This window comes from Brevibacillus sp. YAE8, from assembly GCF_057543335.1.
Window position 1 is genome coordinate 1 of record NZ_BAAIYG010000043.1, and the last position, 22,216, is coordinate 22,216.

Below are 22,216 nucleotides of genomic sequence, written 5' to 3' on the forward strand. Positions count from 1 at the left end.
AGACGATGAGGTTGATAGGTTCGGTGTGGAAGCGCGGCAACGCGTGGAGCTGACGAATACTAATCGGTCGAGGACTTATCCACACATTTCTTAGCAAACATGCGTATTCAGTTTTGAAGGAATAAGAAGAAAAGCTGTATTCCCGATTACTTTTGCGAGTAATGGAGAATGCAGCTTTTTTTGTGTACCTTGGAACACAAGGACGTACCCACAAGGAAAATCGAACACAGCTTAGCCGTCACAAAAGGGAAGGCCATGCGGGAGCGAAGAGTTTTTTTGCTGGATCTGTCTCATAATAACAGTGGGATAGCTAGACATATGGTGCTCCAAAAAAAGCTCCACAAGATAGCGTTCAGCAAGGCCGTGGGATAAGACCAGCTCTCCCCACCACTCTGTTTCATATCTGCAAAGCATGCTCAGCAAATACAGCAGCAAGAAGTGGCTTGCCCACTCGGGAAGAGGAAGCGAATCCGACGAGCCGTTCCAAAAGAAAAGCCGGTGCTCTTGCCAGCGAAATAAAGGGTGTTGATCTAGTGCGGACAGAGCAGTTTCAGGAAGAAGTATTCGCTTTGCATTCCCTTCTCGCCAGCTTAATTGTAAACGCGAGCTATCTGGCGCGACCCTGTTGATGTATTGAACGAAGGTTTCCGCTGAGTATGCCAACGGCCCGTCCATTTTTTCCGGAAAAGCAATCTCGGCCCACGATTGGGTGTCAGAGGAAGCTTGATCGGCTGTATGAGTTTTGCTCCAGTGTACTTGCAGCCAATGCTGCGGCTTTTCGGACAGAGCGGCGTAGACATCGCTGATTGCCGGTATGGAAGCAAACAAATCGTGCATCGAATAGCGATCCTGCATAGGGGAAAGATGAAAAAGCTGGGCCAATAGAGCAAAAAAGCCTTCTTTTTGCGGCCGGACCTCATCCTCTAGCAGCAAGTAGGTGTTTCGCTTCAGCTTCCGCGTGGTGACCCCGTGCTGGAGCACCCGGCTGTTTTGCGGATAGGACGGATCGCGCGTAAGAAGCATTCCCTTCAGCAGATGGGAGCATCCATAGAAGAGCAGCAACGGCTGGATCGACAAGTCCGCAGTAGCTGCTGTCGTATAAAACTGCCTCGCTTGCTTCCATAAAAAAAGAAAACGGGAACTTTGCTGAAAAGCCAGGCGCTCAGCATGCTCCAAGCCCATGCTGTCGTAGCAGGACGTCAAATATTTACGGGCAGTAGGCTCCGTCTCGAAAAAACGGAACATTTTCCAGGCAGAATTCATCGTAACCACCTTTCAATAACTTTCGTGATCTGGTTGCTTTTGTTAGTAATTTTTTTGATTTATCTGTCTAATAAACTCCATAACCGAACATTTCACTCATTCCTTGACAGTAAATTATGCCGTTTGTTAAACTGTCTTAAAAATATTTGCCGAGAGGGGCTTTCTACCGTGCGGGAAGATAAATTTGTCAAAGAAGGGCTAACATTTGATGACGTGCTGCTCATTCCAGCAAAATCAGAAGTTTTGCCAAGGGATGTGGACGTTCGCGTAAAACTGAGCGAGACTGTCCGCCTGAATATCCCTCTGATTAGTGCCGGAATGGACACGGTAACGGAATCAGCCATGGCGATTGCTATGGCCCGTCAAGGTGGGATTGGTATCATCCACAAAAACATGACGATCGAGCAGCAGGCGAGTGAAGTAGACCGCGTGAAGCGCTCGGAAAGTGGCGTCATTACCAACCCGTTTTCTTTGACCCAGGATCATACCGTGGCAGAAGCGGATGCGCTGATGGGCAAATACCGCATTTCCGGCGTGCCGATTGTCGATGAAGAAAAGCATCTCATTGGGATTTTGACCAACCGCGACTTGCGTTTTGTGCATGACTACTCGACACCGATCAGGGAAGTCATGACAAAAGACAATCTGGTTACAGCATCAGTAGGAACAACACTCCAGCAAGCCGAAGCGATCCTCCAAAAGCATAAAATCGAAAAGCTGCCGCTGGTCGATGAAAATAACATTTTGCGTGGACTCATTACTATTAAAGACATTGAAAAGGCGATCCAATACCCGCAAGCAGCCAAGGACCCGCAAGGACGCTTGCTGTGTGGTGCGGCAGTAGGTGTTTCCGCAGATACGTTTGAACGTGCAGCAGCGCTCGTACATGCAGGCGTGGATGTACTTGTCATCGACACAGCGCATGGACATTCCAAAGGCGTCATCGATACCGTAAAAGCGATTCGCAAAGAATATCCAAACCTGACCATCGTGGCAGGAAACGTTGCGACTGGACAAGCTACCCGTGACTTGATCGAAGCAGGGGCATCCGTTGTAAAAGTCGGGATTGGTCCTGGCTCCATTTGCACGACCCGCGTCGTAGCCGGTATCGGTGTTCCGCAAATCACTGCCATTTACGATTGCGCGCAAGTAGCTCGCGAGTACAATATTCCAATTATTGCCGACGGCGGCATTAAATACTCCGGCGATTTGCCAAAAGCAATCGGGGCAGGCGCTTCGGCGATTATGATCGGCAGCCTGTTTGCCGGAACAGAGGAAAGCCCGGGCGAGTTCGAGATTTTCCAAGGCCGCCGCTTCAAGGTGTACCGCGGAATGGGCTCGATTGGCGCGATGAAAGCGGGCAGCAAGGACCGTTATTTCCAGGAGAACGAGCAAAAGCTTGTTCCAGAAGGAATCGAGGGCCGCGTTCCTTACAAGGGGCCATTGGCAGACGTGACCTACCAGTTGATTGGCGGGCTGCGCGCAGGTATGGGCTACTGCGGAGCGAAAACGATTGAAGACTTGATTCAAAACTCGCAGTTTATCCGTATCACAGGTGCGGGCTTGCGCGAAAGCCATCCGCACGACGTGCAAATTACGAAGGAATCGCCAAACTACTCGATTTCATAGGTTAAAAGGAACTACCCCCCTTTCTGGAGAGAAAGGGGGGTTTAGTTTAAAAGGCAGCTAGTGGCAAGCAAAATTCATACAAGCCACGGTGAACGTACACTATCTTCTATAAACAGCAATTTCACCCTCGGAGGAAATATTTCCTATTATTTTCAGGCGATAGTTTCCTGGATCCACGGAAACCGGGTCTGTATAATCAGTGTTACCTTTTGGAGCAGCTAATTTGCCTAATTTAATTGTTTTTTCTACTTTGCCATTTTCGCTTAATTTTTCGATGTAAACCGTTATGTCACAATTACTTTTTGAAGCAGATAATCCAGCGTTAGCTTTTCCAAAGAGATGGAAGGTGTCGCGACCAATATATGTGCCTCCCTGTGTTACACTAAAAGCTCTCCAGTCAAGCTCAATGCTCATCGTACCAATGTCCTTTTTAATTTGTTGTTCCACAAGGGAAGCGTTATCACTTTTTTCAACTGTTGCATGAGCAGAGACTGGATTGATAACAGCCAAACCAAGAACGAGTGAAGCAAAACTAAATAGCACTTTCTTCATGAGATAAGCCTCCTTGATTCATTCAATATATTACCAATTTTACCATAAAATATTTGAGTTTCAATTATATATTATATATCCAATCAATTACCTATTAATGAGCCTATTTGGACTTCAATGCGATCGTAATGGTATGTTAAACTTACACTTGGTGCGCAATTACCTTATGAACTAATGACAGAAACTGGAGAGTGAGAAGAAACTATGAAGCGAACTACTTGGAAAAAACGACTGACAGGTTTTATCCTTTCTGTCGCAATGTTTGCAACCGGAATGGGAGGAGCAGCGACGAAGGTGGAAGCAGCACCTGCAACTGATCTACAACTGGCAGCCAAATCTGCCATTCTGTTAGAGGCATCGACAGGAAAAATACTATACAGCATGAATCCAGATGCCCCTCTGCCTCCTGCTAGCATGAGCAAGATGATGGCAGAATACCTTGTACTAGAAGCGGTTAAGGAGAAAAAAATCAGTTGGGATGAGAAGGTACCTGTTAGTGAATATGCCTTCTATGTGGCAAGAATCTCGGATACCTCTGGAGTGTACCTGAATCTAGGGGAGTCCTTCACGGTTAGGGAGCTGTACAATGCCATGGCTGTCGTTTCTGCCAACGACGCAACTGTACTGCTTGCTGAAAAGATAGCGGGCAATGAAGCGAATTTCGTGCAGATGATGAACAAAAAAGCTGCCGAGTTTGGTATGAAAAACACCTCTTTCGTCACATCCAGTGGCTTGCCAGCGAATGAACTGGGGCCGTACTCCATCAAGACCGATCAAGTGGAAAATCTAATGTCCGCTCGTGATTCGGCCATCCTCGCCAGAAACCTGATTCGTGATTTCCCGGAAGCGTTGGAAGTATCGAAGATCCCGCGTTTTACCTTCCGTCCCGGTTCTAAAAATGAATTGAAAATGGCGAACAACAACTGGATGTTGCCTGACCTCCCCAATTACTATCCGGGTGTAGACGGATTAAAAACAGGTTATACACAAGCAGCAGGTAATTGCTTTACTGGTACTGCAGTTCGTGATAACATGCGCTTGATTTCTGTTGTAATGGGAACAGACAGCAAAACAAAACGCTTCGTGGAAACAAAAAAGCTTTATGACTATGGATTCAGCAATTTCAAATTAACGAAGCAATTGGACAAAAATGTTTCTGTAAAAGGTTTTGAAACTGCACCTGTAACGAACGGAGTAGAACTCAACGTACCCGCAGTAACTGCCACCGAAGTAAACATGCTGACCAAAATCGGAGCAGAGACAAAATTCACGCCAACCGTTACGTATCAAGAGCTGACCGCACCAATCAAGCAAGGCCAGGTGGTCGGTAAGCTCGTACTGAAAGAAGAAGGAGCGAAAGACGCCGACTACCTGCAGCCGGAAGACGCGGCAAAAGCAGGCGCAGATATAGTAGCCAGCCAGGAAGTCGAAGAGGCGAGCTGGATTCGTTTGTTCTTCCGCAGCATCATTCAATTTTTCAGCAATTTGTTCAGTAGCGGAACAGGAAATTAAATAATGGTTGTTTTCCCCCTCATCTATCGTTTACAATGACGATAACAAGGAACCATAACAGAGCATAACAGTTACGGTTCTGACTTCATGATGTAGGGGGAATTTTCACATGGTACAAGTAGGAACGTCCCGCGTAAAAAAAGGTATGGCTGAGATGCAAAAAGGCGGTGTCATCATGGACGTCGTAAACGCTGAGCAGGCAAAAATTGCTGAAGCTGCCGGTGCCGTAGCTGTCATGGCATTGGAACGCGTACCTTCTGACATTCGTGCAGCCGGTGGAGTAGCTCGTATGGCTGATCTCAGCATTGTGGAGGAAGTACTGAACGCTGTTTCGATCCCTGTTATGGCAAAAGCTCGTATCGGACACTTTGTCGAAGCGCGCGTACTGGAATCAATGGGTGTCGACTATCTGGACGAGAGCGAAGTTTTGACCCCGGCAGATGATTTGTACCACATCAATAAAAAAGAATTTACCGTGCCGTTCGTATGTGGCGCGCGTGATCTGGGCGAAGCGCTTCGCCGTATCGGTGAAGGGGCGTCCATGATTCGTACCAAAGGCGAGCCAGGAACCGGAAACATCGTAGAAGCCGTTCGCCACATGCGCACGATGATGGCTCAAATCCGCAAAGTGCAAGCGATGTCTTACGATGAGCTGATGGCAGAAGCGAAAAATCTGGGTGCCCCATACGAGCTGCTGGAACAAGTACACAAAACCGGCAAGCTGCCTGTAGTGAACTTCGCGGCTGGTGGCGTAGCGACTCCGGCAGACGCGGCGCTGATGATGCAGCTCGGTTCTGACGGCGTGTTTGTCGGCTCGGGGATTTTCAAATCGGAAAACCCGGAGAAATTCGCCCGCGCGATTGTTGAAGCGACTACGCACTACACAGACTACGAACTGATCGCTCGCGTATCCAAAGGTCTGGGAAGCGCCATGACGGGAATCGAGATTTCCAAAATTCGCGAAGCAGACCGCATGCAAGAGCGCGGCTGGTAAGGTGAGCAGAATGAAAATCGGTGTACTCGCTTTGCAAGGGGCTGTAGCAGAACACTTGCGCATGCTGGAAGAAGCAGGGGCGACAGCCGTTCCCGTAAAAAAGGTGGAAGAACTGGACGAGCTGGACGGATTGGTTCTCCCAGGCGGAGAAAGCACGACGATCAGCAAGCTGATGCACAAGTACGGATTCATGGAGGCGCTCCAAGAGTTCGGAAAAGCAGGAAAGCCGATCTTCGGCACTTGTGCAGGCGCGATTCTTTTGGCCAAACAGATCGAGGGGCAAGATGATTGCCATCTCGGGCTGATGGCTATCAAGGTGGAGCGCAACGCGTTTGGCCGCCAAAAGGAGAGCTTCGAGGTGACAATGCCTGTGGCTGGTGTGGGTGCAGATTACCCGGCAGTGTTCATCCGGGCGCCATATATTATGGAAGTCGGAGAAAACGCAGAAGTGCTGGCCAAGTACGAAGAAAAGATCGTGGTAGCACGAGAAGGCCACTATCTGGCGGCCGCCTTTCACCCGGAATTGACGGAAGATGCAAGACTGCACAAATACTTCCTCGACATGGTGAAAGAATACAGAAGCTAATAAAAGCCAAGCTTGCATGAAAAGATCGGCATTGACAAAATGCCGGTCTTTTCTTTTTGGTACAAGATGATGGCGGAGCGCCCTTTACATACGTATAGAACCTGTAGTACAGTTAACAATAGAAGTATGTATGAATGAGAATGCGATGATGAGAACAAGTACTTCACATCAACCTGGTGTAGAGAGTCGGTGGTAGGTGCGAACCGATCCGGTATGTGAGGGAATCCATCTCGGAGTGGCAAAGGAATGAACTTTGCCCGGAACCGTCCCGTTATGACGGATGGAGTGGATAGATGCGCCAGGGTTGGGCATGTATCAACGAGGGTGGCAACGCGGGTACACAACACTCGTCCCTTATTAGGGGACGGGTGTTTTTTGCATTTTTATTATGGATTCGGAGGGATTCGAACATGTTGGACGTAAAAGTACTGCGGCAAGATTTGGAGGAAGTAAAACGCCGTTTGGCGCATCGCAATGAAGATATTTCCGCTCTGGATCAATTTGCAGAGGTCGATGAAAAACGCCGCCAAGTGATTCAGGAAGCAGAGGCGCTGAAAAATAAACGGAATACCGTGTCTGAGCAAGTAGCAGTCATGAAGCGGAACAAAGAGAATGCCGACCACCTGATCGCGGAAATGAAAGAAGTAAACGAACGCATCAAGAAGCTGGACGAAGAGCTGCGCAAGCTGGATGAGCAGTTGGAATTCATTTTGCTGAGCTTGCCAAACCTGCCGCACGAAAGCACGCCGATTGGGACTTCTGAAGACGACAACGTGGTGGCATGGACGTGGGGCGAGCCGCGCAGCTTTGGCTTCGAGACCAAACCGCATTGGGAGCTGGCCAGCCAGGCAGGGATTCTCGATTTTGAGACGGCTGCAAAAGTAACCGGAAGCCGCTTTGTCTTTTACAAAGGACTGGGAGCTCGCCTGGAGCGCGCATTGATGAACTTCATGATGGACCTGCATGCCACCGAGCACGGATACGAGGAAGTCATCCCGCCATACATCGTAAACCGCGCAAGCATGACCGGAACCGGACAGTTGCCGAAGTTTGAGGAAGATGCTTTCAAGCTGGAGGGACCAGACTACTTCCTGATTCCTACCGCAGAGGTGCCTGTCACCAACATGCACCGGGATGAAATTATGGATGGAGCAGATTTGCCGCGATACTATGCTGCTTTCAGCGCTTGTTTCCGTTCGGAAGCGGGATCGGCTGGTCGCGATACACGCGGGCTGATTCGCCAGCACCAATTCAACAAAGTGGAGTTGGTGAAATTCGTCAAACCGGAAGATTCGTATGATGAGCTGGATAAGCTGGTGAAAAACGCAGAGAAGGTACTGCAACTGCTTGGACTTCCGTACCGTGTCATGAGCATGTGCACGGGCGACCTCGGATTTACGGCAGCGAAGAAATTCGATCTGGAGGTATGGATTCCAAGCTCGAATACGTACCGCGAAATCTCGTCTTGCTCGAACTTCGAAGACTTCCAGGCTCGCCGCGCCAATATTCGTTTCCGCCGCGACACCAAATCGAAGCCGGAATTCGTGCATACACTGAACGGCTCGGGCCTCGCCATCGGCCGTACAGTAGCGGCGATTTTGGAAAACTACCAGGAAGCGGACGGAAGCATCACCATTCCGGAAGTGCTGCGTCCGTACATGGGCGGAGTAGCAAAAATCGAGCCGAAATAAGCGGGGGGAAGAACCCCATAAATAAGCACAGCAGCCTTTGATCTTTGTTTGGATCAGAGGCTGCTTTCTTTTTGGGCGGCGAAAAGGCGAGAGAGCAGGGGGAAAAGGCAGCTTGGAAAATGTGTTCTAATACAGTTATAATTTTTAGAAAATTGTGTTGCACTGTACTAATCTCTGTTATATAATAAAAACAAATCAAAAGAACATTGTTTTAATACAGATATGGAGGGAATGGGAAATGGACTGCTATCGGTGTGAAGGAAACGGCGAACAGAATTGCCCACGATGCGGAGGCGTTGGTCATGATGACAACGGAGCGGCTTGCCATCATTGCTTGGGGGACGGACATGTGAGCTGCAGTCATTGCAGTGGCAGCGGATATCAGGATTAAGCCATTTTTTTGAATCTTCTGTACTATAATAATTGGACAAAATTCGATCTGTACCATAATAATTCAGATGTTATCAAGGGAAGGTGAACAGGTTTGACTACGATTCCAACCAATCCATATCCGCTGGAAATTCAGATTACCGGCGAGATGCGCTCCGGCTTCGAGGATATTCTCACACCGGAAGCGATCCAGTTCGTCATCAAGCTGGAGCAAAAATTCGGCGACAGAAGGCAGCAATTGCTTGCCGCTCGCGAGGAACGCCAATTGAAAATAGATGCGGGGCAACTGCCCGACTTTTTGCCGGAAACAGCCGAGATTCGCAACGGAGATTGGACGGTAGCTCCGCTTCCGCATGATCTGCTGGATCGCCGAGTGGAGATTACCGGGCCGTCCGGCGACCGCAAAATGGTTATCAACGCACTCAATTCGGGCGCACGTCTCTTCATGGCAGACTTTGAGGACGCAAACTCGCCTACTTGGGAAAATACGATTCAAGGCCAGATCAACATGAAGGACGCTGTCCGCCGCAACATCTCATACACCAGCCCGGAAGGAAAGCAATACACCCTCAATGAGAAGACAGCGGTATTGATCGTACGGCCGCGTGGCTGGCACCTCGACGAAAAACACATCCTTCTCGATCAAAAGCCGATTTCCGGCAGCCTGCTCGACTTTGGCCTCTACTTTTACCACAACGTCGATGCCTTGATCGCGAACAAGACAGCCCCGTACTTCTACTTGCCGAAGCTGGAAAGCCACCTGGAAGCGCGCCTCTGGAACGATGTATTTGTGTTCGCTCAGGAGGAGCTGAATATTCCGCGCGGGACGATTCGGGCGACGGTTCTGATCGAAACGATTCTCGCTGCCTTTGAGATGGATGAGATTTTGTATGAGCTGCGGGAGCATAGTGCAGGCCTGAATTGCGGGCGTTGGGATTACATTTTCAGCTACATTAAAAAGCTGCGGAATCAGCCGGATGTCATCACCCCTGACCGGGCGCAAGTGACGATGACGGTTCCGTTTATGAGGGCCTACACCACTTTGGCGGTGAAAACGTGCCATAAACGCCAGGCTCCTTGCATCGGCGGGATGGCGGCCCAGATTCCGGTGAAAAACGACCCGGTCAAAAATGAAGAAGCGCTCGCCAAAGTACGCGCTGACAAGGAGCGGGAAGCTTACGACGGGCACGACGGCACGTGGGTAGCCCATCCCGCACTGGTGCCGGTGGCAATGGAAGTTTTCAACCGTTTGATGAGAGAGCCGAACCAAATCTGGTATAAACGCGAGGATGTGCAGGTGTCGGCAAGCGACCTGCTGGCTGTACCAGAGGGCGTCATCACAGAAGAAGGCGTGCGCACCAACATCAGCGTAGGCTTGCAGTACATCGAAGCGTGGCTGCGCGGGTATGGCGCAGTGCCGATCCACAATCTGATGGAGGATGCGGCGACCGCGGAAATTTCCCGGGCTCAGGTGTGGCACTGGATTCGCCATCGACAAGGGGTGCTCCAGGATGGCCGAAAGATCACCGAGGGTCTGGTCAAGCAATGGCTGAGCGAGGAATTGCAGGCATTGAAACAAGCGATTGGCCAGGAGCGTTATGAAAACAGCAAATTTCAGGTTGCCGGCGAGCTGTTCCTGAAGCTGGTGACAGAGGACGACTTCGAAGATTTTCTGACTGTACCGGGCTATCGCTATCTTTAATAACAATCATAAAAAAACGAGTGGGGGAAAAAGAAAATGAGCAAACAAACAAAGCAGGAAGCGATTCAACAGATTGAACAAAGCTGGCAAACCGAGCGTTTCCAGGGAATTACCCGGACGTATTCGGCTGAGGACGTTTACCGTCTGCGCGGGTCTGTGCAAATCGAGCATACGTTGGCTCGGTTGGGTGCGGAGCGACTGTGGAACCTGCTGCATACCGAGCATCACATCAAAGCGTTGGGGGCTTTGACCGGGAATCAGGCCATCCAGCAAGTAAAAGCGGGACTGAAGGCGATTTACTTGAGCGGCTGGCAAGTGGCGGCAGACGCGAACCTCTCCGGTCAAATGTATCCCGATCAAAGCCTCTACCCGGCAAACAGCGTTCCTCATGTCGTAAAAAGAATCAACCAGGCTCTGCAGCGTGCAGACCAGATCGACCAATCCGAAGGCGGTACAGATACGTACTGGTTTGCTCCGATTGTCGCTGACGCGGAAGCGGGCTTCGGCGGGCCACTGAACGTGTTTGAGCTGATGAAAAGCATGATCGAAGCGGGAGCTGCCGGCGTGCATTTTGAAGACCAGCTCGCTTCCGAGAAAAAATGCGGCCACATGGGCGGGAAAGTGCTGATCCCGACGCAGGCTGCTGTCCGCAACCTGATTTCCGCTCGCTTGGCTGCTGACGTTATGGGCGTTCCGACCATCATCGTAGCGCGTACAGACGCAAACGGCGCTTTCCTGATTACGAGCGACGTCGATCCGCAAGACCAGCCGTTCCTCACCGGCGAGCGCACTCCAGAAGGCTTTTTCCGCCTCCGCGGGGGGCTGGACGCGGCGATTGCCCGCGGACTCGCTTACGCTCCGTATGCAGACCTGATCTGGTGCGAAACTTCCGAGCCAAACCTGGAGGAAGCACGCCGCTTTGCAGAAGCGATCCATGCCCAATATCCAGGCAAGCTGCTTGCCTACAACTGCTCCCCGTCCTTCAACTGGAAGAAAAAGCTCGACGAGGAATCGATCGCTCGCTTCCAGGAGGAGCTGGGAGAGATGGGATACAAGTTCCAGTTCGTAACGCTCGCAGGCTTCCACGCCCTGAACTACGGCATGTTCGAGCTGGCGCGCGGCTATCGCGATCGCGGAATGGCTGCTTACTCCGAATTGCAGCAGGCTGAATTTGCAAGCGAGGTTCACGGCTATACCGCGACTCGCCATCAGCGTGAGGTAGGCACTGGCTATTTCGATGAAGTAGCGCAAGTGATCGCTGGCGGAACTTCTTCGACCACAGCTTTGACCGGGTCGACAGAAGAAGAGCAGTTCGCTCACAACTAAACAGAAGAAGCACGATAAACGGACTAGGGGCGCGACTACCCCTAGTTCTTCTTCGTTTTTCAACAAGAGTGAAAACGATCATCGCTTTTTTCCGGACGCGACGCGGTTCTCTGGCAGCAGAGGGCCGCTTTTCTTTTTTCACAGAGTCTTAATCGCTTCTTTACAACCCATTTATATCAGTTTCATTTTGGTTGTTTACGATGATAGACGAAAAAACAAAACGATCAAACACAAATAAAAACGAAAAGGGGCCTTAAAAGATGAGAGGGAACCAGTTGGGCTGGAAACGAACCGTTGCTGTCGTAACATCCGTTTTACTGCTTGCCGGATGTGCCACCGAGACGAAATCAGACGCTACTCTGGATACGTCGCAATTGACCCTGGAGCAAATCGTGGAAAAAGCGAAGCAGGAGGGCGAAGTCAACTCTGTAGGGATGCCGGACACGTGGGCAAACTGGGGAGAGACATGGGGCAATCTCCAGAAGGAATACGGCTTGAAGCATACGGACACCGACATGTCGAGCGCAGAGGAATTGGCCAAGTTTGAAGCAGAAAAAGAAGACGCCACAGCAGATATCGGCGACGTGGGCATCGCATTTGGACCGTTAGCCAAACAAAAAGGGCTGACGCTGCCTTACAAAACCTCCTACTGGAACGACATTCCCGACTGGGCAAAGGACGATGAAGGGCACTGGGTGCTCGGCTATACTGGAACGCTCGCTTTTCTCACCGACAAGACCAAAGTGCAAAATCCTCCCAAGTCGTGGGCTGATCTGAAAAGCGGAAGCTACAAGATCGCGATTGGCGACGTCATGAAAGCGAATCAGGCGCAGTTTGCCGTTCTGGCCGCCGCCTATGCCCACGGCGGAGACGAGAAAAATATTCAGCCCGGCGTTGACTTTTTTGCCGACCTGGCGAAAAACAAGCGACTCAGCACGAGCGACCCGAGCCTTGCCAATCTGGAAAAGGGCGAAATCGAAGTCGCCATCGTGTGGGACTTCAACGCGCTCGGCTACCGTGACAAAATCGACAAAAACCGCTTTGACGTCATCATCCCGGAAGAAGCATCGGTCAGCAGCGGGTACGCTACGCTTATCAACAAGTACGCCAAGCATCCGCACGCCGCGATGCTGGCACGTGAATACATCCTCTCCGATGCCGGACAGTCCAATCTGGCTCGCGGCTATGCCAGACCCATTCGCGCGAATGCCAAGCTTGACGAGTCTGCCAAGGCCAAGCTGCTCCCGGAAGAAATGTACAAAAATGCGCGTCCGGTTGGCGATTTGAATGCATGGGAAGAGACAGCGAAAAAATTGCCGCAGCTATGGCAAGAGCAGGTGTTGATCCATGTCCGCTAACAAGCTCGCCATGATTGTGCTCGACGGATTGAGATTCGACACGGCTGTCTCGCACATGGGGTACATGCATCATCTGGTCGAGTACGGCTTCGCTGCCCGCTTCCAGGTGCGCTCGGAATTGCCCAGTCTCTCCCGGCCTTTGTACGAGGTTCTTTTGACGGGAACCCCTGCGTGGAAAAACGGGATTTCCAGCAATCAGGCGGTGCGGCTTTCGCATCAGGAGAGTCTGTTCCACCTGACGCGCAAAAACGGGATGTCCAACGCTGCCGCCGCTTATTGCTGGGTGAGCGAGCTGTACAACAAGGCTCCGTTCAGCCCGTTTCACGACCGCATCCAGTTGAACACGGACAAGCCGATACAACACGGGATGTTTTACTGGGAAGATCACTATCCGGATACTCACTTGTTTGCCGACGCCAACTTTTTGTTGCATGGATTCAATCCGGATTTTCTTTACGTCCACTCCATGAACATTGACGATGACGGCCACAAGCATACGGCTGATTCCGCGCGCTATCGCAACCGCGTTCTGGCGGCAGATTCGATACTGGCAAACGTGCTTCCCGCGTGGATCGACGCGGGCTATCAAATAATCGTAACAGCCGATCACGGAATGACAGCGGACGGAAATCACGGCGGTACGTCTAGCGCTGACCGGGACGTTCCCCTGTTTGTCATCAGCAACCGGGTATCTCCGGGGATACGCGAGGTGGCGATCCCGCAATTGCAGGTGGCTCCGCTTGCCTGCCAACTGCTCGGCATCTCCCCCTCGGAAGCGATGCAGCCATTGACGGTATCCGGGCAGAGCAAGACGTCTCCCTGAGGGGGCGTCTTTTCCGCTCAGAAAGGAGCTTTTGCGATGAAACGATTTGTCAGCATGCTTTTGGTCACGACGATTCCGTTTTTTGCGATAATCGCGCTGTTTCTGCTCGCCCCGTTGCTTTCCATGATCGGTGGGAGCTTTCAGGCCGAAGGGGACGGCGGTTTTACATTCAGTCACTATCGCGAGATTTTTGCCAATCCGTACTACTTGCAGGCGTTTGAAAACAGCGTGCTCATCTCGCTCTTGTCTTCGCTCATCGGAATCGTCGCTGCTGTTTTCGCTACCTATGCGATTACCCGCTTCCCGCAGTCTCTGCAACAGCGAGTGCTCGTCATTACGAACCTGACCTCCAATTTTGCAGGTATCCCGCTCGCTTTTGCCTTCATTGTCCTGTTGGGCAACAGTGGCCTGTTTGTTTTGCTCGCGAAGCAACTGGGGATTGATTTCGGACAATCGTTTACGCTTTATTCGTGGAGCGGGTTGACGCTTGTTTATATTTACTTTCAACTGCCTTTGGCAGTGATGCTGCTGTATCCTCTGTACCACGCCATTCAGAAGCAGTGGATGGAAGCGGCCGAGCTGCTTGGGGCAAGCCCCTGGAATTTTTGGCTGCGGATCGGTTTCCCGGTACTGCTGCCAGGCATCGTCGGCACATTCAGCATTTTGTTTGCCAACGCGATGGGGGCCTATGCTTCGGCTTACGCGCTCACCGGGAGCAACTACAATCTCGTGCCGATTCGGATTGGCGCGCTCGTCTCCGGCGACATTTTTGCCAGACCCGAGCTTGGTAGCGCGCTTGCTGTCCTGCTCGGCCTGACGCTTGCCGCTGCCCTGCTCGTGAACGAGTGGCTGACGCGGAAGATACGGAGTGATTTGTCTTGAAGCGGATTGGTTTGCCGTCCTTGTCGTTTGCGTTGGTCATGCTGTATTTGTTTTTGCCTGTAGCGGCTACCGTGCTGTATTCGCTGGCAACCGAGTGGAACAGCACGGTTTTGCCGGAAGGGCTTACGGGAAAATGGTTCGCGGAGCTGTATGGCGACCCGCGGTTTTTGCAGGCATTCGGACGCTCCTTTTTGCTTAGCTCCCTGACGACTGTCGCTGCCGTCGTCATTATCGTTCCGGCTGTTTTTTCAATCGTCGTCTACGCTCCCCGGCTGGAGAGGCTCGTTCAGCTTTTTGTCATGCTCACCTACGCCGTTCCGGGTGTCATTATGGCGGTCGGCCTGATTCGCACTTATTCAGGCAACGGGATTCCGATGATTTTCATCACGGCCGGAGCGTATCTGGTCGGTCTGCTGCCGTATCTGTATCAGGGAACGCGGAACAGCCTGCTTGCTCTGCAAGCCCGTTCGTTGATGGAGGCGGCCGAGCTGCTGGGCGCGAGCCGCTGGCAGGCGTTCGTGCGGATTATCGTTCCGAATATCATGTCCGGGATTCTCGTGTCTGCGCTCTTGTCGTTCTCTATTTTGTTCGGGGAATTTGTCCTGATTAACATTTTGGTGGGCGGCAGATTCGAAACCTTGCAGTTGTATTTGTACGCCAAGCTATCGACAAGCGGGCATATCGCCAGCGCGATTACCGTCACTTATTTTGCCCTGATGGCTGTCATCACCGGGCTGATTGTAAAATTCACGCGCCGAAGTTTCGCACGCAAGGAGGTTTCTTGATGAGTTACGTCCAAATCGAACATCTGTCCAAAACCTTTCACGGCCAAAACGTGCTGAAGCAGCTCGAGCTTGCCATTGAAAAAGGCGAGCTGGTTACCTTGCTTGGCCCCAGCGGGTGCGGCAAAAGTACGTTGCTCCGCATCCTCAGCGGTCTGACTGCCCCTGATACGGGCACGATCTACATTGACGGCAAAGACGTGACAGACGTGTCGCCCAAAAACAGGGAGATCGGCATGGTGTTCCAATCGTATGCGCTTTTTCCCAATCTGACGGTCAGTCAAAACATTGCCTTTGGCCTGGAAATGAACAAAATCCCGAAGGCGGACATTCGGCAGCGCGTGCAGGAAATGATCGAGCTGGTGGGGCTTACGGGAAAAGAGCAAAACTATCCGCGTGAATTGTCTGGCGGTCAGCAGCAGCGCGTGGCACTCGCCCGTTCTCTGGTCACGCGGCCCAAGGTGCTTCTGCTGGACGAGCCGCTCAGTGCGCTGGATGCGCAGATTCGCAAAAATTTGCAAAAGCAACTGCGCACGATTCAACGCGAGCTGAACATGACGACGGTGCTGGTGACGCACGATCAGGAAGAGGCCATGGCTGTCAGTGACCGCATCTACATCATGAATGGCGGACGAATCGTTCAGCACGGCAGTCCGCATGAGATATACACCCAGCCACGCTCGGAATTTGTCGCCCGTTTTATCGGGAATTACAACGTACTGACCGCCGAGCAGTTGAACCGAATCGCGCCTGATCTGGCCGCTCCGGCAGCCGAACGCTTCGCCATCCGTCCGGAGACGTTTCGCGAACAGCGGATGGCTGCGGAGGACATCCGCTTGACCGGAAATATTGCCCATGTAACCATGCTCGGCAACGTTACCCGTTACGAGCTGAACATTGGCGAAGTTCCCGTGCTGGTGGACTCCCTGCACCTGTCCTATGAGCCGGAGCAGGCAGGCGCAACCAAAACATTGTACTTATGTCCCAAGGATGTGATTCCGCTTTATGACACTATTGCCTGAAGAACGACAGCAAGTGATTTTGGACGAACTGAACCGCCACGGTAAAATTCAGGTGATGAATCTGGCCAAAAGCCTGGCAGTGACGCCGGAGACTATTCGGCGCGATCTGGACCAACTGGAACAGCAGCGCATGCTAAAGCGAGTGTACGGAGGAGCCATCCCTTATCATTTGGCGAATCGGGAGCCGCACTTTGAAAAGAAACAGGCGATTCAACAGGCGGCGAAAACGAAAATCGGGCAAATCGCGGCAGAGCTTTTATCTGACGGAGACACGATCGCGCTCGACGTCGGGACGACGACACTGGAGCTGGCGCGTGCGATCAAGGGTCTGAACCAGTTGACGATTGTCACCAATTCGCTGCCTGCCGCTTCTTTGTTAAACGAGCTGTTGGAAGCGAACCAATTCAACGGGCAGGTAATTATGCTGGGCGGCCTGACCCATCCCGCGCAACAATCCGTCGCCGGGGCGTTTACGTGCGAGCTGCTCTCGCGCTTTCATTTTGACAAAGCGTTTATTTCCTGCGGAGGAATGACGGCTGACGGCTTTACCGACTACGACATGGAAGAAACGTTGTGCTCGACCATGATGGTGCAGCGCGCCGAGCAAGTCTACGTATTGGGGGACGCCTCCAAGATCGGCCAAACGCAATTTTTCCGCATTTGCGGCTGGGCGGATGTCAGCGCGGTCGTCTGTGACCAGCCGATGCCGGATGAATGGCTCTCGTCGGGCATGCAAACCACATGGATAAGCGAACATCCGCGAAGGAGAGACTTCCCATGCTGATCGACTACCATCTTCATCTGGAAGAAGGGCCTTATTCGTTGCGTTGGCTCGAGCGTACCAATGCGGCTCTCGACTACTTTTACCCGTTGACTGAACCTCGACATACCCGCGCCTGGCTGCAGGACAGTCTGGCGCGATTAAATAACCGTTTGTCTCTGGGCGCATACGATCCGTCCTGGCTCGATCTGTATTTGCGGGAGGCGCTGCACAAAGGCTTGAAGGAAGTGGGGATTGTCGATCATTTATACCGCTTTCGCGAAGCCCGTCCGTACTTTGAGCAGTTTATGGAGCTTGGCGACACTGATTTGGGCCGTTTGCAGCGCACCTGGCTCAATCAAGTGTGTACCGAGAGCCTCGGCGACTTTTGCGCCGCCATCGAGGCAGCAAAGCCGCGCTGGGCGGCAAGCGGCGTAGAGCTGCGGCTGGGGATCGAAGCGGATTACTTCGTCGGCGGGGAAGCGGAATTGCAGCGTTTGCTGACAGGCGCTTCGTGGGATTATGTAATCGGCTCTGTTCACTTTTTGCACGGATGGGGCTTCGACAATCCCGAGACGCGCCATCTGTTTGAGCAGCATGACCTGAAGCAGCTATACGCGGACTTTTTCCACACGGTCGAATGCATGGTCAAAAGCGGGCTGTTCGACTTTGTCGCCCATCTGGACAATCTGAAAGTGTTCTCCTATCGCCCTGCGGAGTCGGAGCTTGTTTCGTATTACCACAGGATCGCCGCCGCTTTGAAAGAAACGGATACGGCGACGGAGATCAACGCGGGGCTGTATTACCGCTATCCCGTACAGGAGATGTGCCCCAGCCCGGCTTTTCTGGACGTTCTCGTGGCCCATGGCGTTCCGCTGACGCTCTCGTCGGATGCGCATTTTCCCGACGATATCGGGAGGTATGTGGCGGCGAATTTGGAGACGATTCGTGCGCTTGGGGTGGCGGAGGTTGCTACTTTTTCTGGTCGTCAACGGGTTATGAAGGCGATTCGGTAGAGCCGGTTAGCCGGTTGTAGGTGCTGGGTGGAGCGAGGGCCTGGCTGTTGCTGTGATTGTTTGGCCAGATTGGATTGGCGGTTTGTGTGGGCTGGATAGGGGAAGTAGTTTGATTTGGGCAGGTGTATTTTTTGATGCCAAAAGCCTTGGGATTCGGGGATTCCAAGGCTTTTGGCGTTGGCGGTGATTTCGCTTTTGGAACCTTCCCGTGATCTGGCGCCCAACCAAGTACAATTGCTATGCGCATGGCGATAAATCGTAACCGGGAAGGTGTTGTTAGTGTCTTGATGTTGTTGGTTGTGGCGGCGTGTGGTGTAATCGTGTTGCAGTAGGCTGCGAAGATGGCCGCTGGATTTGCCAAAAAGTAGTCGGGTGCATATAATAAGAAGGTGGGTGAAGCGTCAGCCGAATGCTTTTGCCACGCCACTAACGATATATGTCCCCGTAGCTCAGCAGGATAGAGCAACGGTTTCCTAAACTGTAGGTCGGAGGTTCGAATCCTCTCGGGGACGCCATACATGAAAAAGCCTTGAGCTATCAAGGCTTTTTTCTATTTTTATGGGGCGATTGAAAATCAGCAGTTTATGTTTTGAAATGAGGTTTACTGTGGTTTCAATCGGCATGAAACTGTTGGTGTAATTGTCCAACGAGGTGTCGAATTTATCATTTGGAGGAGAAATGATGATTAGAGTAGTTACTGTACGGGGATTTGAAAACGATAATATTGTTCCGTCAATGCTAAGTCTAGAGGATCGTATAGTTTTTCTGGTGCGCAAAAACATTCAACATGAAGAAATGTACTTCGATAAGCTTGTGAAATACAATGTACTTTCAAATGAGTTTGACGAGTGGTTTTTTACGAAGCCAGTTGGTGTTGCAAGTAATCATTAGTGGAACTCATTTTATGTACTATGCCTCAACAGAATGGGACCATAATGATGTATGCATAGTGATATTAATAAAGTGATATTAATAATTTGTGAATAACATTTAGAAAAATCAATTTTCTGCAAGTATAGTCGTTTATCCAACACTAACGAGATTTTATATAAGTTTATTATTATATAATTTTATTGCTTCACAAAATACAATATGTTATATTTTGCCTTGTAAAAAATTACATTTTTAGAAGGGTTGTACAAAATGAAAAAATTCCTTTCTGCATTCCTTGCTTTTTCTATGCTTGCGCTTGCTGTCACACCAGTTTCAGCAAGCCAAAGTCAAACAGCAATAACAAGCGAAACACAAGTTCAGGCCGAAGCGTACAAGGGTGTCAAGCACTTGAACGAAGAGTCCGACGAGTCTTTAATTAAGTTGAACGAAAGAACAGAAGATATTGGCGTAAATCAATCTGAAAGTAAAAACGAACTAAGAAGAGGAGGAGTCATAAGCACAGTTGCTAGGATTATCCTGTATTCAAAACGTATAAAATTCATATTAAAAAATGGAGATGAACTTTTCTTTGACCAAGAAGATCCAGATAAAGCGGGTGAGGCTCTAAAAGAGTACTATCTGGACAATGGCACTTTTGATAGAGGAGACATTCGTGATCGAGGAGAAGGATTACCAAAATCTTCGGCTATCATTAGGTTTTATGATTTACCGAATAGTTCAGAACAAGTGTACTTAGCCTATGGGGACGTAACTATGGGAATGCTGCACATTGTTACGAGACACTTCCCAGAGTACTGGTCGACATTTAGTACATATCAAAAGGCAAAAAATTCATTTTTTAATCCGGGTACTGAATTCTCTTACGTTGAAGATGTTATTGAAAGCGTGATTGATTATTCGTTTAACGGGAAGGAAATGGCGAAAAACATCAATAACAAAAAAGTAATCCCATATGATGGATATCATAAAGGCAAGGTATACAGAGTCATCATGTCAGGTGAGCGTGTGGTTTCTGTATTCCCTATTAGTTATAATCAAGCGGAATAGATAACAAATCCCAACGAAAAGAAAGCCTTTATCTAGAATGGATAAGGCTTCTTTCTCACATTTCACGAAAAATATCGCGAAAATACCGTACTATAGTGTGGAATATAACGAAAAATAAGATAAGGGAGTTCCTATGAATATGATTGATATGAAGCTATACATTACTCTCCCCTCAGATAACATCGATTTTCGCTGTATCGAAAAAGTTCTTATCCCTATTCAAAACAAAACTGAAATTCAGAGAGCTATTGATCCAAGCGATAGCAATTTTATGGAAGCACTGGTGATTACGAGTCAGGGTAAACAAGTATCTGATTTCCGGTTTTGCGAAGCCAGGCTGCTCACGCAACTGATTGCATTGGTTGAGGATTACTACCTAAGTGCTGAAAAAGCAATTAGCGATAACGTTTACGGGTTAAGTGTAATCACAATTGGTTTGAGGAAAACAGGTGAAAATAAGCTGTTGTTGACAGCAACAAGAGACGGAAACAGGATTGTACAGGTTGAACTACCAGAGAAAGAATTGATAGATAATCTGTTTTCACTAGCTAAGGAATATTTCTCCTATCTTATTGAATATGGGATTTCTACGTCATTTCATGCAAAAGAACTATCCATTGTTTGCGAGTATGAAACCAGGTACAAGGATATTTACAGAAAAAGTCTTGATTAAGATTAACCCGAGTGATTTCAAGGAAGGAATCACTCGGGAGTCAAAAGTAGTCTCGTCTGCTTGACTGACATTTATATACAGATCATCTAGAATTCTAAATGCTAATGGACGAAAATACCTTTGTGGATCACTCCGTTTTTTAGCCAATTGAAAACAAAGTAACGTTCAGAAAAATCGTTTTTTTTTTTGGAAACAAAACATCATCAAACAACGTACTAACATTAGTGAAAATCATCCCGCCCTCTTGAATCATATCCTTCATCGAGCGAATTGCGATTGTTATTGTCGATGAGCAATGTTTGCTTCTTCCTTTTCGCTCTCCAATCGACTAAGCTCCCAATCAGCAAAAGACCCACGCAAATGGTTGTGACCAGTAACCAGACAGGCATAGCTAGCACCTCCGTTCTTATTAGTTTCGACTTCAAAAATGTAAAAATGTTGCATGGATGAAAAAATAAAGCAGGAGGCATGACCCATGAGACGATTAGTATGTACGGCAATGGCCGTAATGACAGCGAGCATTCTTGCAATCGGCTGTTCACCCGAGGCGAGCGTTCCCGCGCCCCCGGAGGCCAAACCGACAGACGGGCAGCAACAAAAACCAGAGGCCCCTGTCCCAAATGAGAACAACGGAGCGGGGCAAAACGAAGCGAACAACGAGAAGCCATTGCCAGCAGAGCAGCCGGGTTTAACAGCGCAACTGATTTTAGACGACAACTTTTTAAAGCTGCTCGCAAATAACGAAATCAACGGCTTCGATATTGCGATCGGAATGAAAAAGGAAGAAGTCGTCAAGCGGTACGGCGCGGTGGTCAAGAAAGACTTCTTGGATGGCGGGCAGTATGCTGTCCTGGAAAAACTGGACGATGGCATCGTCTTTTTTGACGGGGCGGATCGCGTATATGCGATTGACTTGGAAGGCAGTCGCTTGGGGACGGCCACACTGGAAGCGATTCAGCAGGGATGGGGTACGCCTGTAGATGAAGGCGAAAGCATGGTAGACGGGGAGTATCTGCTTCTGTATGAAGCGGGGGACAACTCGGTGTTTATCAGTGCGGAAAACAAGAACTCGCCGCCAGAAAAGATCAGGATCATCAACAAAAAAATGCTGGATGAGTTCCCGCAAAAATTTTAATGGCTCCCCGGTTCCGGCCCATTGTGAAAAGCCAGTGGAGAAGGCAGACACACTGGTCATAGCCCCGTCAAGTAGACACTAAAAAAAGACGCTATCTTAAGCGGCGATCGATTCCCGGTATTGGACTGGGGAGAGGTCGCCGAGTTTTTTCTGGAACCGTTCTGTATTGTAGAATTCGA

General features: G+C 50.2%; 21 protein-coding genes, 1 tRNA gene, 1 rRNA gene and 1 other annotated feature. Of the genes, 20 read left to right on the forward strand and 3 right to left on the reverse strand.

Translation table 11 applies throughout. From position 1 onward, the window contains the following. Nucleotides 1–83, forward strand: a 23S ribosomal RNA gene (locus AC27IT_RS26195); the annotation flags it as partial. A gap of 148 nt (nucleotides 84–231) precedes the next feature. Here AC27IT_RS26195 and AC27IT_RS26200 read toward each other — a convergent pair. Further along, on the reverse strand, nucleotides 232–1,263 hold the full coding sequence (locus AC27IT_RS26200) for a YaaC family protein (protein ID WP_026556985.1): 1,032 nt from the start codon (nucleotides 1,261–1,263) through the stop codon (nucleotides 232–234). A 168-nt stretch (nucleotides 1,264–1,431) separates the two neighbouring features. Between AC27IT_RS26200 and guaB the strand changes: the two genes are divergently transcribed. Further along, nucleotides 1,432–2,892, forward strand: coding sequence for an IMP dehydrogenase (gene guaB, locus AC27IT_RS26205; protein ID WP_340673522.1), 1,461 nt, complete (start codon nucleotides 1,432–1,434; stop codon nucleotides 2,890–2,892). Between the two features lie 99 nt (nucleotides 2,893–2,991). On the opposite strand, the gene AC27IT_RS26210 is transcribed toward guaB, so the two are convergent. Beyond that, on the reverse strand, nucleotides 2,992–3,444 hold the full coding sequence (locus AC27IT_RS26210) for a hypothetical protein (RefSeq protein WP_025844405.1): 453 nt from the start codon (nucleotides 3,442–3,444) through the stop codon (nucleotides 2,992–2,994). A gap of 204 nt (nucleotides 3,445–3,648) precedes the next feature. On the opposite strand from AC27IT_RS26210, the gene AC27IT_RS26215 reads away from it, so the two are divergent. From AC27IT_RS26215 to AC27IT_RS26275, 13 genes are all read left to right on the forward strand, one after another. Then, entirely contained in the window at nucleotides 3,649–4,956 is a 1,308-nt protein-coding gene (locus tag AC27IT_RS26215; RefSeq protein ID WP_025844407.1) for a D-alanyl-D-alanine carboxypeptidase family protein, read from the forward strand. Between the two features lie 109 nt (nucleotides 4,957–5,065). Continuing rightward, nucleotides 5,066–5,950 carry a pyridoxal 5'-phosphate synthase lyase subunit PdxS gene (pdxS, locus tag AC27IT_RS26220; RefSeq protein ID WP_005833554.1) on the forward strand — a complete coding sequence of 295 codons (885 nt, stop codon included), beginning with the start codon at nucleotides 5,066–5,068 and terminating at the stop codon, nucleotides 5,948–5,950. Between the two features lie 10 nt (nucleotides 5,951–5,960). After that, complete coding sequence (pdxT, locus tag AC27IT_RS26225) at nucleotides 5,961–6,536, forward strand: pyridoxal 5'-phosphate synthase glutaminase subunit PdxT (RefSeq protein WP_005833556.1); 576 nt, start codon at nucleotides 5,961–5,963, stop codon at nucleotides 6,534–6,536. Between the two features lie 136 nt (nucleotides 6,537–6,672). Continuing rightward, nucleotides 6,673–6,894: a binding site (T-box leader), on the forward strand. Nucleotides 6,895–6,946: 52 nt separating this feature from the next. Beyond that, on the forward strand, nucleotides 6,947–8,227 hold the full coding sequence (serS, locus tag AC27IT_RS26230; protein ID WP_005833557.1) for a serine--tRNA ligase: 1,281 nt from the start codon (nucleotides 6,947–6,949) through the stop codon (nucleotides 8,225–8,227). Between the two features lie 484 nt (nucleotides 8,228–8,711). Then, nucleotides 8,712–10,319: a malate synthase A gene (gene aceB, locus AC27IT_RS26235; RefSeq protein ID WP_005833558.1), complete on the forward strand. Its 1,608-nt coding sequence runs from the start codon at nucleotides 8,712–8,714 to the stop codon at nucleotides 10,317–10,319. 36 nt (nucleotides 10,320–10,355) lie between these two features. Continuing rightward, nucleotides 10,356–11,645 (forward strand): isocitrate lyase, encoded by a 1,290-nt coding sequence (aceA, locus tag AC27IT_RS26240; protein WP_005833559.1) that lies wholly within the window; start codon nucleotides 10,356–10,358, stop codon nucleotides 11,643–11,645. 260 nt (nucleotides 11,646–11,905) lie between these two features. After that, complete coding sequence (locus AC27IT_RS26245) at nucleotides 11,906–13,003, forward strand: ABC transporter substrate-binding protein (RefSeq protein ID WP_005833560.1); 1,098 nt, start codon at nucleotides 11,906–11,908, stop codon at nucleotides 13,001–13,003. Continuing rightward, the gene (locus AC27IT_RS26250; protein ID WP_238501190.1) at nucleotides 12,993–13,826 is read left to right on the forward strand and encodes an alkaline phosphatase family protein; all 834 of its coding nucleotides are present in this window, start codon (nucleotides 12,993–12,995) and stop codon (nucleotides 13,824–13,826) included. The genes AC27IT_RS26245 and AC27IT_RS26250 overlap by 11 nt, the downstream gene beginning before the upstream one ends. 36 nt (nucleotides 13,827–13,862) lie before the next feature. Continuing rightward, nucleotides 13,863–14,708: an ABC transporter permease gene (locus AC27IT_RS26255; RefSeq protein ID WP_487092193.1), complete on the forward strand. Its 846-nt coding sequence runs from the start codon at nucleotides 13,863–13,865 to the stop codon at nucleotides 14,706–14,708. Next, on the forward strand, nucleotides 14,705–15,493 hold the full coding sequence (locus tag AC27IT_RS26260; protein WP_007776220.1) for an ABC transporter permease: 789 nt from the start codon (nucleotides 14,705–14,707) through the stop codon (nucleotides 15,491–15,493). The genes AC27IT_RS26255 and AC27IT_RS26260 overlap by 4 nt, the downstream gene beginning before the upstream one ends. Then, nucleotides 15,493–16,512 (forward strand): ABC transporter ATP-binding protein, encoded by a 1,020-nt coding sequence (locus tag AC27IT_RS26265; RefSeq protein ID WP_007776224.1) that lies wholly within the window; start codon nucleotides 15,493–15,495, stop codon nucleotides 16,510–16,512. Before AC27IT_RS26260 ends, AC27IT_RS26265 begins: the two co-directional genes overlap by 1 nt. Further along, the gene (locus tag AC27IT_RS26270) at nucleotides 16,496–17,296 is read left to right on the forward strand and encodes a DeoR/GlpR family DNA-binding transcription regulator (RefSeq protein ID WP_005833566.1); all 801 of its coding nucleotides are present in this window, start codon (nucleotides 16,496–16,498) and stop codon (nucleotides 17,294–17,296) included. The genes AC27IT_RS26265 and AC27IT_RS26270 overlap by 17 nt, the downstream gene beginning before the upstream one ends. Continuing rightward, on the forward strand, nucleotides 17,290–18,288 hold the full coding sequence (locus tag AC27IT_RS26275) for a histidinol phosphate phosphatase domain-containing protein (RefSeq protein WP_025848856.1): 999 nt from the start codon (nucleotides 17,290–17,292) through the stop codon (nucleotides 18,286–18,288). The genes AC27IT_RS26270 and AC27IT_RS26275 overlap by 7 nt, the downstream gene beginning before the upstream one ends. Here AC27IT_RS26275 and AC27IT_RS26280 read toward each other — a convergent pair. After that, nucleotides 18,269–18,715, reverse strand: coding sequence for a hypothetical protein (locus tag AC27IT_RS26280; RefSeq protein WP_487092195.1), 447 nt, complete (start codon nucleotides 18,713–18,715; stop codon nucleotides 18,269–18,271). The two genes, AC27IT_RS26275 and AC27IT_RS26280, sit on opposite strands and share 20 nt — an antisense overlap. A gap of 11 nt (nucleotides 18,716–18,726) precedes the next feature. On the opposite strand from AC27IT_RS26280, the gene AC27IT_RS26285 reads away from it, so the two are divergent. From AC27IT_RS26285 to AC27IT_RS26305, 5 genes are all read left to right on the forward strand, one after another. Beyond that, nucleotides 18,727–18,803 (forward strand) — tRNA-Arg (locus tag AC27IT_RS26285). A 166-nt stretch (nucleotides 18,804–18,969) separates the two neighbouring features. After that, nucleotides 18,970–19,179: a hypothetical protein gene (locus AC27IT_RS26290; protein WP_431809531.1), complete on the forward strand. Its 210-nt coding sequence runs from the start codon at nucleotides 18,970–18,972 to the stop codon at nucleotides 19,177–19,179. Nucleotides 19,180–19,431: 252 nt separating this feature from the next. Then, nucleotides 19,432–20,229, forward strand: coding sequence for a hypothetical protein (locus AC27IT_RS26295; RefSeq protein ID WP_487092196.1), 798 nt, complete (start codon nucleotides 19,432–19,434; stop codon nucleotides 20,227–20,229). A gap of 139 nt (nucleotides 20,230–20,368) precedes the next feature. Then, a complete protein-coding gene (locus tag AC27IT_RS26300) occupies nucleotides 20,369–20,902 on the forward strand; it encodes a hypothetical protein (protein ID WP_005830599.1) in 534 nt (177 codons plus the stop codon). 475 nt (nucleotides 20,903–21,377) lie between these two features. Continuing rightward, complete coding sequence (locus AC27IT_RS26305) at nucleotides 21,378–22,037, forward strand: hypothetical protein (RefSeq protein WP_487092197.1); 660 nt, start codon at nucleotides 21,378–21,380, stop codon at nucleotides 22,035–22,037. Nucleotides 22,038–22,216: the final 179 nt, after the last annotated feature.

Excerpts from the sequence above, each read along its gene's own strand:
- AC27IT_RS26295 (WP_487092196.1), top strand. The coding sequence starts at position 19,432 with ATGAAAAAATTCCTTTCTGCATTCCTTGCTTTTTCTATGCTTGCGCTT.
- pdxS (WP_005833554.1), top strand. The coding sequence starts at position 5,066 with ATGGTACAAGTAGGAACGTCCCGCGTAAAAAAAGGTATGGCTGAGATG.
- AC27IT_RS26250 (WP_238501190.1), top strand. The coding sequence starts at position 12,993 with ATGTCCGCTAACAAGCTCGCCATGATTGTGCTCGACGGATTGAGATTC.
- AC27IT_RS26300 (WP_005830599.1), top strand. The coding sequence starts at position 20,369 with ATGATTGATATGAAGCTATACATTACTCTCCCCTCAGATAACATCGAT.
- AC27IT_RS26305 (WP_487092197.1), top strand. The coding sequence starts at position 21,378 with ATGAGACGATTAGTATGTACGGCAATGGCCGTAATGACAGCGAGCATT.
- AC27IT_RS26290 (WP_431809531.1), top strand. The coding sequence starts at position 18,970 with ATGATTAGAGTAGTTACTGTACGGGGATTTGAAAACGATAATATTGTT.
- AC27IT_RS26210 (WP_025844405.1), bottom strand. The coding sequence starts at position 3,444 with ATGAAGAAAGTGCTATTTAGTTTTGCTTCACTCGTTCTTGGTTTGGCT.
- AC27IT_RS26255 (WP_487092193.1), top strand. The coding sequence starts at position 13,863 with ATGAAACGATTTGTCAGCATGCTTTTGGTCACGACGATTCCGTTTTTT.
- serS (WP_005833557.1), top strand. The coding sequence starts at position 6,947 with ATGTTGGACGTAAAAGTACTGCGGCAAGATTTGGAGGAAGTAAAACGC.
- pdxT (WP_005833556.1), top strand. The coding sequence starts at position 5,961 with ATGAAAATCGGTGTACTCGCTTTGCAAGGGGCTGTAGCAGAACACTTG.
- AC27IT_RS26245 (WP_005833560.1), top strand. The coding sequence starts at position 11,906 with ATGAGAGGGAACCAGTTGGGCTGGAAACGAACCGTTGCTGTCGTAACA.
- AC27IT_RS26265 (WP_007776224.1), top strand. The coding sequence starts at position 15,493 with ATGAGTTACGTCCAAATCGAACATCTGTCCAAAACCTTTCACGGCCAA.
- AC27IT_RS26270 (WP_005833566.1), top strand. The coding sequence starts at position 16,496 with ATGACACTATTGCCTGAAGAACGACAGCAAGTGATTTTGGACGAACTG.
- AC27IT_RS26275 (WP_025848856.1), top strand. The coding sequence starts at position 17,290 with ATGCTGATCGACTACCATCTTCATCTGGAAGAAGGGCCTTATTCGTTG.
- AC27IT_RS26215 (WP_025844407.1), top strand. The coding sequence starts at position 3,649 with ATGAAGCGAACTACTTGGAAAAAACGACTGACAGGTTTTATCCTTTCT.
- aceA (WP_005833559.1), top strand. The coding sequence starts at position 10,356 with ATGAGCAAACAAACAAAGCAGGAAGCGATTCAACAGATTGAACAAAGC.
- AC27IT_RS26200 (WP_026556985.1), bottom strand. The coding sequence starts at position 1,263 with ATGAATTCTGCCTGGAAAATGTTCCGTTTTTTCGAGACGGAGCCTACT.